The 15,417-nt window shown below is 61.7% G+C and carries 15 protein-coding genes and 1 riboswitch; of the genes, 11 read left to right on the plus strand and 4 right to left on the minus strand.

All coding sequences use genetic code 11. The features are described from left to right. Positions 1–101 precede the first annotated feature (101 nt). The 3 genes from cysM to ACYVHK_RS21320 all read left to right on the plus strand — a co-directional run bounded on the left by cysM (position 102) and on the right by ACYVHK_RS21320 (position 2,998). The gene (cysM, locus tag ACYVHK_RS21310; RefSeq protein WP_460536339.1) at positions 102–989 is read left to right on the plus strand and encodes a cysteine synthase CysM; all 888 of its coding nucleotides are present in this window, start codon (positions 102–104) and stop codon (positions 987–989) included. Between the two features lie 141 nt (positions 990–1,130). Continuing rightward, positions 1,131–1,823: a FadR/GntR family transcriptional regulator gene (locus tag ACYVHK_RS21315; protein WP_460536342.1), complete on the plus strand. Its 693-nt coding sequence runs from the start codon at positions 1,131–1,133 to the stop codon at positions 1,821–1,823. After that, entirely contained in the window at positions 1,820–2,998 is a 1,179-nt protein-coding gene (locus tag ACYVHK_RS21320; RefSeq protein WP_460536344.1) for a CynX/NimT family MFS transporter, read from the plus strand. Before ACYVHK_RS21315 ends, ACYVHK_RS21320 begins: the two co-directional genes overlap by 4 nt. A gap of 66 nt (positions 2,999–3,064) precedes the next feature. Here the strand turns inward: ACYVHK_RS21320 and ACYVHK_RS21325 are convergent, their stop codons facing one another. The 4 genes from ACYVHK_RS21325 to upp all read right to left on the minus strand — a co-directional run bounded on the left by ACYVHK_RS21325 (position 3,065) and on the right by upp (position 6,101). After that, entirely contained in the window at positions 3,065–3,631 is a 567-nt protein-coding gene (locus ACYVHK_RS21325) for a TMEM165/GDT1 family protein (RefSeq protein WP_460536347.1), read from the minus strand. 14 nt (positions 3,632–3,645) lie between these two features. Beyond that, positions 3,646–3,826: riboswitch (yybP-ykoY riboswitch) on the minus strand. A 35-nt stretch (positions 3,827–3,861) separates the two neighbouring features. Next, complete coding sequence (locus ACYVHK_RS21330; RefSeq protein WP_460536349.1) at positions 3,862–5,088, minus strand: uracil-xanthine permease family protein; 1,227 nt, start codon at positions 5,086–5,088, stop codon at positions 3,862–3,864. Between the two features lie 6 nt (positions 5,089–5,094). Further along, positions 5,095–5,376 (minus strand): putative quinol monooxygenase, encoded by a 282-nt coding sequence (locus ACYVHK_RS21335; RefSeq protein WP_460536351.1) that lies wholly within the window; start codon positions 5,374–5,376, stop codon positions 5,095–5,097. Between the two features lie 92 nt (positions 5,377–5,468). Then, positions 5,469–6,101: a uracil phosphoribosyltransferase gene (upp, locus tag ACYVHK_RS21340; RefSeq protein WP_460536353.1), complete on the minus strand. Its 633-nt coding sequence runs from the start codon at positions 6,099–6,101 to the stop codon at positions 5,469–5,471. 164 nt (positions 6,102–6,265) lie between these two features. On the opposite strand from upp, the gene ACYVHK_RS21345 reads away from it, so the two are divergent. From ACYVHK_RS21345 to ribD, 8 genes are all read left to right on the plus strand, one after another. Beyond that, complete coding sequence (locus ACYVHK_RS21345) at positions 6,266–6,817, plus strand: hypoxanthine-guanine phosphoribosyltransferase (protein WP_460536355.1); 552 nt, start codon at positions 6,266–6,268, stop codon at positions 6,815–6,817. A 124-nt stretch (positions 6,818–6,941) separates the two neighbouring features. Beyond that, positions 6,942–8,186: a serine hydroxymethyltransferase gene (glyA, locus tag ACYVHK_RS21350; protein ID WP_460536358.1), complete on the plus strand. Its 1,245-nt coding sequence runs from the start codon at positions 6,942–6,944 to the stop codon at positions 8,184–8,186. Between the two features lie 233 nt (positions 8,187–8,419). Next, on the plus strand, positions 8,420–9,742 hold the full coding sequence (locus ACYVHK_RS21355; RefSeq protein WP_460536361.1) for a M16 family metallopeptidase: 1,323 nt from the start codon (positions 8,420–8,422) through the stop codon (positions 9,740–9,742). Positions 9,743–9,745: 3 nt separating this feature from the next. Continuing rightward, a complete protein-coding gene (locus tag ACYVHK_RS21360; protein WP_460536363.1) occupies positions 9,746–11,128 on the plus strand; it encodes a M16 family metallopeptidase in 1,383 nt (460 codons plus the stop codon). 159 nt (positions 11,129–11,287) lie between these two features. After that, positions 11,288–12,457: a benzoate/H(+) symporter BenE family transporter gene (locus ACYVHK_RS21365; protein WP_460536365.1), complete on the plus strand. Its 1,170-nt coding sequence runs from the start codon at positions 11,288–11,290 to the stop codon at positions 12,455–12,457. 56 nt (positions 12,458–12,513) lie between these two features. Beyond that, entirely contained in the window at positions 12,514–13,611 is a 1,098-nt protein-coding gene (locus ACYVHK_RS21370) for an aminopeptidase (protein ID WP_460536367.1), read from the plus strand. A gap of 185 nt (positions 13,612–13,796) precedes the next feature. Beyond that, positions 13,797–14,249: a transcriptional regulator NrdR gene (nrdR, locus tag ACYVHK_RS21375; protein WP_460536369.1), complete on the plus strand. Its 453-nt coding sequence runs from the start codon at positions 13,797–13,799 to the stop codon at positions 14,247–14,249. A 54-nt stretch (positions 14,250–14,303) separates the two neighbouring features. Further along, the gene (gene ribD / locus ACYVHK_RS21380; RefSeq protein ID WP_460536371.1) at positions 14,304–15,410 is read left to right on the plus strand and encodes a bifunctional diaminohydroxyphosphoribosylaminopyrimidine deaminase/5-amino-6-(5-phosphoribosylamino)uracil reductase RibD; all 1,107 of its coding nucleotides are present in this window, start codon (positions 14,304–14,306) and stop codon (positions 15,408–15,410) included. The last annotated feature ends 7 nt before the right edge of the window (positions 15,411–15,417 follow it).

Genomic DNA, 15,417 nt, shown 5'->3' on the forward strand with positions numbered 1-15,417 from the left:
TTTGTCTGGTGACGAGGATAAACCGCTATATAGTTAGCCCCAAGCGCTTCATCGCCCGTCGCTGTGGCCGGGTAGAATGCGGCTTCCCCCTGGAGTTGTTCATGTACCACTCGCTCGAAGATTTCATCGGCAATACCCCGCTGGTGCGGCTGAAGCGCCTGCCCGGCAATACCTCCAATACCATCCTCGCCAAGCTGGAGGGCAATAACCCCGCCGGCTCGGTCAAGGACCGGCCTGCCCTGAGCATGATCCGTCGGGCGCAGGAGCGGGGTGATATCAAACCGGGCGATACGCTGATCGAAGCCACCAGCGGCAATACCGGCATCGCACTTGCCATGGCGGCAGCCATGATGGGTTACAAGATGGTCCTGATCATGCCTGAGCACCTGAGTGTCGAGCGTCGCCAGACCATGAAGGCCTTCGGTGCCGAGATCATTCTCGTCAGTCAGCAGCAGGGCATGGAAGGGTCGCGTGATCTGGCCGAGCAGATGCGCGACGAAGGTCGCGGCATCATCCTTGATCAGTTTGCCAATCCGGACAATCCGCTTGCCCACTATGAAGGAACCGGTCCCGAAATCTGGCGCGACACCCAAGGGCAGATTACGCATTTCGTCTCCAGCATGGGGACGACCGGTACCATCATGGGAACCGGCCGCTATCTGCGCGAGCAGAATCCGGCTGTGCAGATCGTCGGCGTGCAGCCGATCGACGGAGCGCAGATTCCCGGCATACGCAAGTGGCCGGCCGAGTATGTGCCGAGCATCTGCGATTTTTCCAAGATCGACCGCATCATGGAAGTCACGCAGGAGGAAGCCGAGATCATGACCCGTCGCCTGGCGGCCGAGGAGGGCATCTTTGCCGGTATCAGCTCGGGTGGCGCCATGGCGGCGGCCCTCAAGCTCAGCGCCGAGGTCGAGAATGCCACGATTGTCAGCATCGTCTGCGACCGCGGCGATCGCTACCTCTCGACCGGTGTGTTTCCTGCCTGATCAGGACGGTTCAGCACGAATAGCGTTTGGCCAACGGCACCTCCGGGTGCCGTTGGCTTTTGTGCGTCCGCAACGCTTGCCATGCCACATCATCTATCCGTAAAATTCATAGGATGATTGGTTCATTGGATGAATTTGTTCATGACTGATGGAAAAGTAAACCGTCGCTCCCTCGTGGATCAGGTAGCGGATCTGTTGCGTGCGCGGATCGAACTGGGTGAGTGGCTGACCGATACGCGTATCCCCACCGAGCCTGAGCTGGTTGCCTTGTGCGGCGCCAGTCGCAATACCGTGCGCGAAGCGGTGCGGGCGTTGACGTTCTCCGGTGTACTGGAAACCCGGCAGGGAGATGGCACCTATGTGCGCAGCCGGGTAGACCCGACCGCCACCATGCGGGCGCTCGGCAAGGCCAGCCTGCGTGAGCATCTTGAGCTGCGTAGCCTGCTGGAAGTGGAGGCCGCCCGTCTTGCCGCCCTGCGCCATAGTCCGGCGGACCTCGCCGAATTGCAGCAACTGCTCATGGCGCGCGGCGATCGGGCCAAGGGCGAGCCCAGCCTGGCCGACTTTATCGAGCGGGACCTGCGCTTCCATCGCAAGATTGCGCAGATGTCGGGCAATGCCTCCCTGGCGGCGCTGTATGAATTCTTTGCCGTGAGCATAGGTCAGCACCTGGCCTACACCTTGCAAGATGAAGCCCAGCCCGAACCGGGACATGAGGAACATGCTGCAGTGGTCGTCGCCATCGCCAGCGGAGATCCGGCGAGGGCGGCCGAGGCAGCACGACAGATCAGTGGTCCGGCCTTGCAGCAGCTCGATCAGGCGGTGCAATCGTGAGCGGCAAGTCAGCCTCGGTGGCGCTATGGCTGCTGGTGGGCATGGTCATGGTCGGGCTCAATCTCCGGCCGGCCCTGTCCAGCATCGCACCGGTGCTGACGGCTATCCGTCTGGGGGAGGGGCTGAGCGTGACCGCGGCGGGCCTGCTGACGACGCTGCCAGTGCTGTGTCTCGGGCTGTTCGCGCCCCTTGCGCCTATCCTCGCGCGCCGGATCGGTGCCGAGCAGACCATCCTGCTGGCGCTGGCAGGGCTGATACTGGCCATCTTGCTGCGGCCCTACGCCGGGATGACGGGGTTGTTTCTGGGTACGGTACTGGCTGGTGCCTGCATCGGTGTAGGTAATGTCATCCTGCCGGCCATTGTCAAACGTGAGTTTGCCCACAAGGTGGGACCGGTGACAGGTCTTTACACCATGGCGCTGAGCCTGGGGGCGGCACTGGCGGCCGGCTTTACCGTACCGGTGCAGAACCTGGCTGGGGGTGACTGGCGGCCGGCGTTGGCTTTCTGGGCCTTGCCTGCGGTATTGGCGGCGATCGCCTGGTGGCCGCAGTTGCGGCAGCATCGGGTGCTGAGCCAGGTGCGCCATGTGCGTGGCCTCTGGCGCGATCCGCTGGCCTGGCAGGTCATGGTCTACATGGGGACGCAGTCGTCGCTGTCCTACTGCGTATTCGGCTGGCTACCGACCATACTTTCTGACCGTGGCATGAGCCCTTTGGCGGCCGGATTCATGATGTCCCTGTCGGTGCTGGTGCAGTTGATCACGGCGCTGACCGGCCCGTGGTTTGCCACTAGGGGCAAGGATCAGCGGCTGGCCATTGCCGTCGTGCTGCTGCTTACCGTGGTCGGGCTGCTGGGTTGCGTCTATGCGCCCATCGACCAGGTCTGGCTCTGGGCCGTCATCCTGGGGCTGGGGCAGGGGGGTACCTTCAGTATTGCGCTGACCCTGATCGTGCTGCGCGCCAGCGATGCCGTGGTGGCGAGCGAGCTATCGGGCATGGCGCAGGGTGGGGGCTATACCATTGCCGCCCTGGGGCCGCTGTTTGTCGGCTTGCTGCATGAGTGGACACACGGCTGGCATGCTGTGGCCGGATTGTTTGTCCTCTTGACTGCCATTGCACTTGTGGCCGGGCTGGGGGCTGGGCGCAATCTGCACGTCAAGGTAGTGGCCGAGTAAGTAAACAGACGGTTACTTAAAGAAAAAGCGCACCGTCGGGTGCGCTTTTTCTCTGGTGTTGGGCGCTTAGCTACCTACGCCCAGCAAGGCCAGGATGCCCAGGATCGCGAAGATGCCTGCTGCAATGCGGTGGACCAGGGCAACCGGCAAGGCGTGGGCGGCCTTGTCACCCAGCCAGACCACCGGCGCATTGGCCAGCATCATGCCGACGGTGGTGCCGGCGATCACCCACCAGTAATCCTGGAACTTGGCGGCGAGTGCTACGGTGGCGACCTGTGTCTTGTCACCCATCTCGGCCAGGAAGAAAGCCAGCAGGGTTGCCCCGAATACGCCAAAGCGCTCGCTGAAGCCTGCATCTTCGTCATCCAGCTTGTCGGGTATCAGCATCCAGCCTGCCATGGCGACAAAGGAGATGCCCAGTATCCAGCGCATGATGTCCGGGCCGATCAGCGTCATCAGCCAGGACCCGGCGGCGCCAGCCAGCGCGTGGTTGACCAGGGTGGCGGCAAAGATGCCCAGGACGATAGGGACGGGCTTGCGAAATTTCGCGGCCAGCAGCAGTGCCAACAGTTGGGTTTTATCGCCTATTTCAGCCAGTGCAACAACACCGGTCGAGACGAGGAATGCTTCCATGGAGTGATCTTCTCTGGGGCCGGCAGCAAACCATAGACGCAACCCGCCGCGGCCCCTTGCCGGTCGGGTGCGTCTGTGGTCTTGCCAGGCAAAAGGTCAGGCGACCTTGCTGTCCACGCCATGGTCTTGCGACCAAGTATGTTGACGTGAACTTCCACCGGGGCGGTGGAACGGCTACTCCCCAAAGACGGCGTGGATTTTAACGTCACACGCCGTTCTGGTCGAGCTTTTTAGGCAGATTGCTGCGGTGCGGACTTGGGCAGCAGCAGGTTGAGCGCAATCGCCAGGATGCCGCACAGACTGACGCCGGACAGGCCGAAGTTATCGCTGAAGCTGATCGACAAACCACCGATGCCGGTAACCAGTACCACCGAGATGATGCACAGGTTGCGCGGATTGGCGAGGTCCACCTTGCCCTCGATCACAGTCTTGAGGCCTATGCTGGCGATCGAGCCGAACAGCAGCAGCATGATGCCACCCATGACCGGCAGCGGGATGGTGCCGAGGAAGGCGCCGAATTTGGCGACAAAGGCCAGGATGATGGCAAAGCATGCCGCCCAGGTCATGACCACCGGATTGAAGTTGCGGGTGAGCATCACGGCGCCCGTGACTTCACCGTAGGTCGTGACCGGGGGGCCGCCGAACAGGCCGACCACATTGACGGCCAGGCCGTCGCCCAGCAGGGTGCGGTGCAGGCCCGGCTTCTCGGTAAAGTCCTTGCCGGTCACCGAGCCGATGGCCAGGATGCCGCCCACATGCTCGACGATCGGCGCGATGGCGACCGGGATCATGAACAGGATGGCGGCGAGGTTGAATTCGGGATGGCCGAAAGTCGGCAGGGCGAACCAGGGGGCATCGATCACCGGCTGGAAGTTGACGACGCCAGCTACGATGGCGCCAATATAGCCGACGGCCACGCCAGCCAGGATGGGTACGAGCTTCATGATGCCGCGTGCCTTGATGGCCACCAGCATGGTGGTCAGCAGAGAGATGGCGGCGAGGGAGATGGCAACCCCGTACGGCACGACCTGATTGTTGCCCGCCTTGCCCGATGCCATGCCGACGGCAACCTGCGCCAGCCCGAGACCGATCACCATCACGACCGGGCCGATCACGACCGGCGGCAGGATGCGATGGATGAAGTCCACACCACGCCATTTCACCAGTGCAGCGGCGATGTAATAAAAGAAGCTGGCACTGGCGAGTGCGCCCAGGGTGGCGGGCATGCCCCAGGTCTGTACCGAATAGATGACCGGTGCGATGAAGGCGAAGCTGGAGCCCAGATAGATGGGTACCTCTCGCTTGGTGACGAGTTGGAAGATCAGCGTGCCGACACCGGCGCCCAGTAGCGCCAGGCTAGGATTGAGCCCCGTTAGCAGCGGCACCAGTACGGTTGCGCCAAAGGCGACGAACAGGATCTGTGCCCCGGCGATGGCGGTCTTGAGTGTGTTGTTCATGGTGACCTAGACGAGAAAGTAGTTGCCCTTGGCGGGGCTGGCGAGAAGCGGCATGACCTTGGCGATTTCTTCCGCTGGTATGAGCCGTGCGGCGGACCGGTGGGCGTCGATACTCGCCCACTGTTCGATGATGACCAGTTTGGCCGGATCGTCATACTGGCGCAGTAACTGGCAACCCAGCGAGCCCGGGGCCTGGCTGACCACCTCGATGACCTTGCTGAGAAACGTATGCAGGGCATCGGCCTTATCGGGGGCGGCCTGGAATTCGTTGATGCGGGTGATGGTCATCGTATGCCCTTCGGGATATCTGGCGCGCAAGCGGGCGTAGAGACCTTCATGCCGCGTTGGCGGCGTGGGTCTCAAGGTGTGCCCTGTGTCTGCTAGCTATGTTTGGTGCCGAAGATCTTGTCACCGGCGTCGCCAAGGCCGGGGATGATGTAACCGTGCTCATTCAGGTGGCTGTCGATGGCGGCGGTATAGATGTCCACGTCCGGATGCTTGTCCTGCATCAGGGCGATCCCTTCCGGCGCGGCCACCAGGACGAGCGCCTTGATATGGGTGCAGCCGGCACGCTTGAGCATGTCCACCGTCGCGACCATGGAGCCGCCAGTAGCCAGCATCGGGTCAATGATCAGCGCGGTGCGTTCGGCCAGGTTGCCGACGAACTTCTCGAAGTAGGGGACGGGCTGCAGGGTTTCTTCGTTGCGGGCGAGGCCCACGACACTGATCTTGGCATTGGGCATCATGTCGAGCACGCCGTCGAGCATGCCGATGCCGGCGCGCAGGATCGGCACGACGGTGACTTTCTTGCCCTTGATCTGTTCGATCTCGACCGGCCCGCACCAGCCTTCGATGGTGACTTTCTCCAGCGGGAAGTCCTGACAAGCCTCGTAAGCCAGCAGCCGCCCGATCTCTGCGGTCAGCTCGCGAAACTTCTTGGTGCTCATGTCGGCCTCGCGGGCAAGGCCGATCTTGTGCCGTACCAAGGGGTGGCGGATCTCGTGGATAGCCATGATATTTGTCCTTTTTTGGGCTGTGTCGCCGCAAAGGTTAGTGCAAGAGAAGGGCTCGTGCACGCTGCGCTGAACTATGCTTTTCGCAAGCCCTTGAAAAGACGCGCTTTCATGGGTACCCTTCGCGCCTTTTTACGCGCCGCGCTATCAGTCGGGAGATGAATATGAACCGGGAAGAAATCGTCAATGTGATGCGCGAGGCCGACTGCCTGCATAGCGATGCAGAAGTGAGCGCTGCGCTGGACCGCATGGCGGCCACCATCACCGAACAACTGCATGACAAGAATCCGCTGGTCTACGTCGTGCTCAATGGGGGCATCATCGCTGCCGGTCAATTGCTGCCGCGGCTGAACTTCCCGCTGGAAGTGGCCTACCTGCACGCTACCCGCTATGGCGACAAGACCCAGGGCGGTGGCCTGGTGTGGAAGGTCAAGCCGACCGACGACATGCAGGGCCGTACCGTGTTGATCATCGATGACATCCTCGATGAGGGCAACACGTTGGCTGCCATCCTGGATTACTGTCGCGAGCAAGGCGCTGCCGAGGCGCTGACCGCCGTGGTGGTCAACAAGATGCACAACCGCAAGGCCTTCCCCGGCCTCAAGGGCGACTTTGTCGGCCTGGAGGTGGAAGATCGTTTCCTGTTCGGTTGCGGCATGGATTACAAGGGCTTCTGGCGCAATACGCTTGGCATCTATGCCGTCAAGGGCCTGTGAGCTACCGCTAAGTCATTGAAGATGAGCGGGATCGGTCGCAGTATCGATTCTGCTCATGCAAGCCGGCGTCGACCGGCGTGGTAAAATTCTCGAACTCCCCCATCTCTTGCCCGGAAGCTCTGCCATGTTCAAGCCGCTGTCCATTGCCCAATACGATCCTGAACTCTCCGCCGCGATCCAAGGTGAAATCGTGCGTCAGCACGAACACATCGAACTGATCGCCTCCGAGAACTACACCAGCCCGGCGGTGATGGAAGCGCAAGGCTCGCAACTGACCAACAAGTACGCCGAAGGCTATCCCGGCAAGCGTTTCTATGGTGGTTGCGAATACGTGGACGTGGTCGAGCAACTCGCGATCGACCGCGTCAAGCAGCTGTTCGGCGCCGAATACGCCAACGTGCAGCCACACTCGGGCTCGCAAGCCAACCAGGCGGTGTATTTCAGCATCCTGAAGCCGGGCGATACCATCATGGGTATGAACCTCGGCCACGGCGGTCACCTGACCCACGGCTCGCCAGCCAACCTGTCCGGCAAGCTGTTCAAGATTGTTCCTTACGGCCTGAACGACAAGGAAGAGATCGATTACGACGAGATGGAGCGCATTGCCATCGAGACCCAGCCCAAGCTGATCATCGGTGGTGCTTCGGCCTACGCGTTGCGTTTTGATTTCGCCCGTATGGCCGAGATCGCCAAGAAGGTCGGCGCCTATTTCATGGTCGACATGGCGCACTACGCCGGTCTGATCGCCGCTGGCGTGTACCCCAACCCGGTGCCGCATGCGGACTTCGTGACTTCGACCACCCACAAGACCCTGCGTGGTCCGCGCGGTGGCCTGATCCTGGCCAAGGCGGAACACGAGAAGATGCTCAATAGCAACGTGTTCCCGTCCTTGCAGGGCGGCCCGCTGATGCATGTCATCGCCGGCAAGGCCGTTGCCTTCAAGGAAGCACTGACCCCTGAGTTCAAGACCTACCAGGAACAAGTGATCAAGAACGCCGCCATCATGGCCAAGACCCTGGCGGAGCGCGGTCTGCGCATCATCTCCGGCCGTACCGAGAGCCATGTCTTCCTGGTGGACCTGCGCCCCAAGGGTCTGACGGGTAAGGCAGCCGATGCCTTGCTGGGCCAGGCGCACATCACTGTTAATAAGAACGCGATTCCGAATGATCCGGAAAGCCCGTTTGTGACCTCGGGCATCCGCATCGGTTCGCCTGCCATCACGACCCGTGGTTTCAAGGAAGCCGAAGCCATTGAAGTCGCCAATCTGGTTGCCGATGTACTGGACAACCCGCATGACGAAGCCAACATCGCTTCGGTAAAGGCGCGCGTGCATGCGCTGACCAGCCGCTTCCCGGTCTACAGCAAGTAAGCTTGCAGCATCGGGTCGAGAAGAAGGAGCGCTACGGCGCTCCTTTTTTTGCCTTTTTGCGGGTCACGGCCCCATCGGGGTAGCAACCGCAGTGTGATGTCCCCAATACAGTTCATCGTAATATTTGCGGCCTCGTCGCATCCGGGCTTGAGTGCCTGAAGCCGCATGGCATGATGCGTCGCCGCCGTCACGACGGCGGACCAGAACAGCCAAATATGATGAGGATGATCTTTATGAAGTGGAAAGCACTGCTGGTAGGCGGCAGTCTGTTGTGGGGTACCTTGGGTGCGAGTGCCCAGGCCATGACGACCGATGAAGTAAAGAGCTTCACGCTGCCCAACGGTATGAAGTTCCTGGTGGTGGAGAGCCACGCGATTCCCAATGCCAACTTCTATGTCTATTGGAAGGTCGGGTCGCGCAATGAAGCACCCGGTATTACCGGCTTGTCGCATTTCTTCGAGCACATGATGTTCAATGGCTCCAGGAAGTTCGGTCCCAAGCAGTTCGACCGTACGATGGAAGCAAAAGGGGGCGCCAATAACGCCTACACCACCAACGACGTGACGGTGTATACCGACTGGTTCCCTGCCAGTTCGCTGGAAACCATCTTCGACCTGGAAGGCGACCGTATCGCCAATCTAACGATCGACCCCAAGATGGTCGAGAGCGAACGGGGTGTGGTGGCGTCCGAGCGTACTACCGGTCTTGAGAATTCCAACTTCCGCCTGCTCAATCAGGAGGTCGTGGCGGCGGCATTCAGCGCCCATCCTTATTCCTGGCCGGTCATCGGTTTTGAGTCCGACATCAAGGCGTGGACCCAGGACGACCTGCGTCGCTACTTCGACACCTACTACGCCCCTAACAATGCGGTTGCGGTGGTGGTGGGGGACGTGAAGTTCGATGAAGTCCGTCGCCTGGCCGAGCAGTACATGGGCGCGATCCCGGCCAGGGCAACGCCGCCGGCTGTGCGCACCGTAGAACCCGAGCAGGTCGGTGAGCGCCGGGTGTTTGTCCTGAAAGAATCGGTGACTACGCCCAATCTGCAAGTCGCATTCAAGGTGCCGGCAACCGATAACCCGGACTACTACGCGCTGGACGTGATGGGCAGCATCCTCGGGGACGGCAAGACCTCGCGTCTCTACAAGGCGCTGGTCGAGAACCAGCTGGCTACGCAGGTTGGCGTGGACGGTAACAATACCTTCGATCCTTTTGTACTCAATTTCTTTGCGGTTGCGGCCAACGGCGTGTCGTCCGGCAAGCTGGAACAGGCGTTGCTGGCTGAGCTGGATCGCCTGGTCAAGGATGGCGTGACGGAGCAGGAGCTGCAGAAGGTCCGCAACCAGAAGCTGATCGCACTCTACCGGCAGCAGGAGACCATCAACGGCAAGGCTGGCCTGCTGGGTAACTACGAAGTGTTCTTCGGCGATTACAAGAAGCTGTTCGGTGCACCGGATGCCTACAAGAAACTGACCGTGGCCGATATCAAGGCCGTGGCGGCCAAATATCTGAAGAAGTCGCAGCGCACCGTGGGTGTTCTTGCGGCCAAGGAGGATTGATCGATGAAGCGTTACCTGATTACCGCCTTGCTCGCGCTGGCGGGCAGCGTTCATGCCGGTGATTTCCGCTTGCCGGAATTCGAGCGCTACCAGCTCAAGAACGGACTCACGGTCTACCTGATGGAACGGCATGACGTACCGCTGATTGCCATCCGTGCCGTGGTGAAGACCGGCGGTATTGATGATGGCAAGCAGGCAGGGCTCGCCAGCCTGACGCAGGATGGCGTGCTGTTTGGTAGCACGCGCTACAGCAAGCAGCAGATCGATGAGGCGTTCGATTTCCGTGGTGGCCGCCTTGCCGGCGTGACCGGTACGGAGCAGACGACGCTGTCGGCAGACTTTGCCCGCGATGACGCGCCCACGCTGTTGCCGATGTTCGCCGACCTGTTGCAGCGCCCGAGCTTCCCTGCCGCTGAAGTGGACAAGCTGAAAGCACGCACGCTCGACAATCTCAAGCAGATGAAGGAGCAGCCACGCAGTGTCGTACGCAGCTATTTCCAGCAGATGCTGTTTGGCAATGCGCCTTACGGCAATGCCGTGAGCGGCACTGCCAGCTCCGTTGCGGCGCTCGGCGTGCAGGACCTGAAGACCTTCCACCAGACATACTACCGCCCGGATCTGAGTGCGGTTGTGGTGGTGGGGGATTTCAAGCGCAAGGCCATGCGTGAGCAGCTTGACGCGCTGTTCGGTGGCTGGCGTGCCGAAGGGGCGTTGCCCAAGCGGGTAGACCTCGGCAAGGTGCAGGCGGACAAGGCACGGGTCTGGCTGGTCAACAAGTCCAACTCGATCGAAACGACCTTCCTGTTCGGCGGTGCCGGCATCGCCCGCAACGACCCCGACTACGTACCGCTACAAGTGATCAACACCGTGTTGGGTGGCCGTTTCACCTCCTGGCTCAACGACGAGCTACGGGTCAATTCAGGCCTGACCTACGGCGCCAACAGCGGCTTCTCGCCGCTGGGACAGACCGGTACTTTCGCCGTGTCGAGCTTTACGGCGCTACCCAAGACCGATGCTGCGCTGGCGCTGGCAACCAAGACTTACCAGCGTCTGTGGGCACAAGGTATCGACGCGGCGACGCTTGAATCGGCCAAAGCCTACGTCAAGGGGCAGTTCCCGCCGCGTTACGAGACCAGCCTGCAGTTGGCCGGTTTGCTCGGCGATATGTACGCCTACGGTTTTGGCCGAGAGCAGATCGACAACTTCAGTCGTGATGTGGATGGTCTGACCCCAGAGCGTGCGAGCCAACTGATCAGCAAGCATTTCCCGCGTGAGCGGCTGCAGATGGTGCTGATCGGCAAGGCGGACGATATCAAGCCGATCGCTGCCAAGTATGGCGAGGTGACCACGCTGGATATCAAGGCCGAGGGCTTCGGACCGCTTTGATCGACATGCCTGCCCAGGGCATGGAAAAGGCCGACCTTCGGGTCGGCTTTTCTTTGCCTGAGGCCCGGACTGTGCCGTCCCGGTCCGGCAAGCTGTACCGGGCTTCTGCTACGCTGGCTGCGGTATTGTCCGAACTCAATCTTGCCGAACGGAACCTCCATGCTGCGTCTCATGCCGCTACCTGCCCTGGCCGCCGGCTTCATCACCGTGCTGGTGGGCTATACCAGTTCCGCCGCCATCATCTTCCAGGCCGCGAATGCCGCGGGTGCCACGCCGGGCGAGCTGGCCTCCTGGCTGATGGTGCTCGGATTTGGCATGGGCATCACCTGCATCGGGCTTTCGCTGCGCTATCGCATGCCCATCTCGACCGCCTGGTCGACGCCGGGTGCGGCCTTGCTGGTGACCAGTCTGAGCGGCTTCAGCATGGCGGAAGCCATTGGTGCCTTTGTGTTCTCGGCGGTGCTGATCACATTGTGTGGCGTGACCGGTTGGTTCGAACGGGCGATGAAGTACGTGCCGCTGTCCATTGCGGCGGCCATGCTTGCCGGTGTGCTGTTGAAGTTCGGCATGAATGCCTTCGGGGCGCTTCAGCAGCAGTTCTGGGTGGTATTGCCCATGCTGCTGGCCTACCTCCTGTTCAAGCGTTTCCTGCCGCGCTATGCCGTGGTTGCGGTATTGCTGGTGGGTTGCGGCCTGGCGGCAATGCAAGGATTGATCCATTTGGAAGGGCTCGATTTTTCCATCGCTACGCCGGTCTGGACCACGCCGGTGTTCAACTGGAAGGCCCTGGTCGGTATCGGGCTTCCCTTGTTCATCGTGACCATGGCCTCACAGAATATCCCCGGCGTGGCGGTGCTGCGTTCGGCCGGTTACGAGCCGCCGATCTCGCCACTGGTAGGCTGGACCGGTTTCTGCAACCTGCTGCTTGCTCCCTTTGGCTGCTTTGCCATCAATCTGGCGGCCATCACTGCCGCCATCTGTGCGGGTCGGGAAGCGCATGAAGACCCGGCGCAGCGTTTCCGGGCCAGTGTCGCAGCCGGTATGTTCTACCTCCTGCTCGGCCTGTTGGGTGGTTCGGTCGGGGCGCTGTTTGCGGCCTTCCCGAAAGAGCTGGTGTTGGCGATTGCCGGAATTGCGCTGTTCGGGGCGCTGGGCAGCGGCCTGACCCTGGCCATGCGCGAGGACAACCAGCGCGAGCCGGCGCTCATTACCTTCCTGGTTACGGCTTCCGGGCTGTCATTGGCCGGTATTGGCTCCGCGTTCTGGGGTTTACTGGCCGGTACCCTGGCGCTGCTGGTGCTGAACTGGCGGACACGCAGCAAGGCCTGAGGGGCAGGGTGGGTCTGCTAGACTGACTCCGCCCTTTCGTTCGGATGCCTGCCATCGTGCATCGTGCCCTTGCCCTGCTTGTCTGCCTGCTCTCGCTGAGCGGCTGCAGCAGCCTTGCCTACCTGGGCCAGGCCGCGAATGGCCAATCGGAGGTGCTGCGCAATGCGCGCCCGATCGATGAGGTGATCGCCGACCCTGCCACCGCGCCAGCCCTGGCTGACAAACTGCGCCTGGCCCAGCGCCTACGGCTGTTTGCCGTGCAGGAGCTGAAGCTGCCGGACAATGCCAGTTATACCCGTTATGCCGATCTGGGCCGCCCCTACGCGCTCTGGAATGTGGTCAGCACGCCTGCCTTGTCGCTCAAGCCGGTACTGAGCTGCTTTCCGATTGCCGGCTGCCTGGCCTATCGCGGCTACTACTCGGAGGCGGATGCCAAGTCCTATGCCGCGGAGCGTCGTGCGGCCGGTGACGATGTATTCCTCTACGGTGTCGCCGCCTATTCCACGCTGGGATGGTTCTCCGATCCCCTGCTGAACACGACCGCGCGCTATGACGAAGCCAGTCTCGCCCGTTTGATCTTTCATGAGCTTGCGCATCAGCTGATCTACATCAAGGACGACAGTGCCTTCAACGAAGCCTTTGCGACCGCGGTGGAGCTTGAGGGGTACGAACGCTGGCTGCGACGCGAAGGGGATGAGCGCAGTCTTGCCGGCTATCAGCGGGAAGAGCAGCAGCGTCAGGCATTCCGGCAGTTGATGGAAACGGGGCGTCGGCAACTGGCCGAGCTCTATGAGGGCGCTGGGTCCGTGGTGGCCAAGCAGCAGAGCAAGGCCGATATACAGGCGGGGTTGGTGCAGGATTACCGCAACCTCAAACAGGCGCTCTCTGCCACGTCCTGGGGCTATGACCAATGGTTCCAGCCCGCACCCAACAACGCGCATTTTGTGGCGCTGGCGACCTATCACGAGAAAGTACCGGCACTACGGGCGTTGTTTCGCCAGCAAGGCGGTGACTTTGCTGCTTTTTATGAAGCCGTCCGGCTGCTGGGACAAAAAAATCGGGCCGCGCGTGACGAAACACTCGCGGCCCTGACAAGCGTTGCGGTTTCAGGGGAGAAGCAACGCGGAGCAACAAATTCTCAGACTACGCCGTAGCGCGGGGCGGCCTTTCGTCCCGGATCAACCGCCTTGTTGCCAGCGCCGCATGATGATGTGCTAATGAATTGCGCGCCATTAGCGGTTTCGGCAATTGGGAAATTGCTTCCCTGGCTACATCACCATGCCTTTGCAAGCCTTGTGCCGGTTAGAATGCGGGATATTCAGGTAGCAGGAGTCGCTCGATGAAATGTCCGTTTTGTGGGTCTGCCGATACCCAGGTGGCCGACACCCGTCTTTCCGAGGAGGGCGACAGCATTCGCCGTCGTCGTCGCTGCAGTGCCTGCGACAAGCGCTTCACCACGTTCGAGACAGCCGAGGTGCGGCCACCGCAGGTGGTCAAGGCCAACGGCAGTCGCGCCGACTACGAGCGCGACAAGATACGGGTGAGTTTTCAGCGTGCCCTGCACAAGCGGCCGGTGCCGACCCAGCTGGTAGACGAGGCCATTGCCCGTATTGACCAGAAGGTCCTGTCGCTAGGGGACCGGGAGATCGATTCCCGGCGCATTGGCGAGATGGTCATGGCGGAACTCGCCAAGCTCGACAAGGTTGCCTATATCCGTTTTGCCTCGGTCTACAAGAGCTTCCAGGATGTCGATGACTTCCGCGACGCAATTCGCGAAGTCAGCAAGAACTGAGTCGTCCCCGCCCTTCGTGGCGGTATGCAAACCAGAAGAGTGCAGGTGCATGCCATGACGTTTTCCGCCGATGACCATCGCCACATGGCGACTGCGCTACAGGTTGCCGAAGGGGGGCGCAATATCACCACCCCCAATCCGAGCGTGGGGTGCGTGCTGGTGCGCGACGGCAAGGAACTGGGTCGCGGCCATTCCCAGGTAGCGGGTGGTGCCCACGCCGAGGTGATGGCAATGCGCCAGGTCGCCGAGCGAGGCGGGACGCCTGCGGGTGCAACGGCCTATGTGACGTTGGAGCCCTGTTCCCATTTTGGCCGGACGCCGCCTTGTGCCAAGGGCTTGATCGATGCGGGTGTCGTACGCGTGGTGGTCGCCATGCAGGACCCGAACCCTGTCGTGGCCGGCAAGGGGCTGGCCATGCTGCGGGAGGCGGGCATACAGGTGGAGGTGGGGCTCATGGCGACTGAGGCGCGTGAGTCGCTCAAGGGCTTCCTGAGCCGGATAGAGCGGGGGCGCCCTTGGCTGCGGGTCAAGATCGCATCCAGCCTGGATGGCAAGGTGGCACTGGCCAATGGTGAATCGCAGTGGATTACCGGTCCTGCCGCGAGGGCGGACGTGCAGCGCTGGCGCGCGCGGTCCTGCGCCATGCTGACCGGTAGCGGCACGGTCCTGATGGACGACCCGCTGCTGACGGTTCGCGAGATTGATGGGCAGCCATGGGCAGGGCGCCAGCCTCTGCGTGTCGTGCTGGATAGCCGGGCCCAGATGCCGCTGACCGCGAAGATGCTGGCGGCGCCAGGCAAGACACTGATCATCACGGCGGATGCGCCACCTGCGCACCATGCAGCCCTGGAGGCAGCAGGCGTCGAGGTGATCGCGCTCGCCGATCCCCATGGTCGGGTCGATCTGGTGGCCACCCTGCAGGAGTTGGCTCGCCGTGGCATCAACGAGGTCACGGTGGAGTCGGGGGCCCGGCTCAACGGCGCCTGGCTGCAAAGCGGCTTGGTTGACGAGGTGCTGCTGTACCAGGCGCCGGTACTGCTGGGCGGTGCTGCCCGCGACCTGGCTGACTTTTCCTTGGAACGATTGTCCGACAAGTTGGCACCCAAGGTCCTCGACGTACGGCAGGTGGGTGCCGATACCCGATATACGCTGCGCTTTTGAGGTGTGA

Source organism: Chitinimonas naiadis, from assembly GCF_054780835.1.

What these genes read in the sequence shown, in the direction of transcription:
- ACYVHK_RS21325 (WP_460536347.1), bottom strand. Translation starts at nt 3,631, where the DNA reads ATGGAAGCATTCCTCGTCTCGACCGGTGTTGTTGCACTGGCTGAAATA.
- upp (WP_460536353.1), bottom strand. Translation starts at nt 6,101, where the DNA reads ATGGCTATCCACGAGATCCGCCACCCCTTGGTACGGCACAAGATCGGC.
- ACYVHK_RS21360 (WP_460536363.1), top strand. Translation starts at nt 9,746, where the DNA reads ATGAAGCGTTACCTGATTACCGCCTTGCTCGCGCTGGCGGGCAGCGTT.
- ACYVHK_RS21315 (WP_460536342.1), top strand. Translation starts at nt 1,131, where the DNA reads ATGACTGATGGAAAAGTAAACCGTCGCTCCCTCGTGGATCAGGTAGCG.
- ACYVHK_RS21330 (WP_460536349.1), bottom strand. Translation starts at nt 5,088, where the DNA reads ATGAACAACACACTCAAGACCGCCATCGCCGGGGCACAGATCCTGTTC.
- ACYVHK_RS21355 (WP_460536361.1), top strand. Translation starts at nt 8,420, where the DNA reads ATGAAGTGGAAAGCACTGCTGGTAGGCGGCAGTCTGTTGTGGGGTACC.
- ribD (WP_460536371.1), top strand. Translation starts at nt 14,304, where the DNA reads ATGACGTTTTCCGCCGATGACCATCGCCACATGGCGACTGCGCTACAG.
- nrdR (WP_460536369.1), top strand. Translation starts at nt 13,797, where the DNA reads ATGAAATGTCCGTTTTGTGGGTCTGCCGATACCCAGGTGGCCGACACC.
- ACYVHK_RS21345 (WP_460536355.1), top strand. Translation starts at nt 6,266, where the DNA reads ATGAACCGGGAAGAAATCGTCAATGTGATGCGCGAGGCCGACTGCCTG.
- glyA (WP_460536358.1), top strand. Translation starts at nt 6,942, where the DNA reads ATGTTCAAGCCGCTGTCCATTGCCCAATACGATCCTGAACTCTCCGCC.
- cysM (WP_460536339.1), top strand. Translation starts at nt 102, where the DNA reads ATGTACCACTCGCTCGAAGATTTCATCGGCAATACCCCGCTGGTGCGG.
- ACYVHK_RS21365 (WP_460536365.1), top strand. Translation starts at nt 11,288, where the DNA reads ATGCTGCGTCTCATGCCGCTACCTGCCCTGGCCGCCGGCTTCATCACC.
- ACYVHK_RS21335 (WP_460536351.1), bottom strand. Translation starts at nt 5,376, where the DNA reads ATGACCATCACCCGCATCAACGAATTCCAGGCCGCCCCCGATAAGGCC.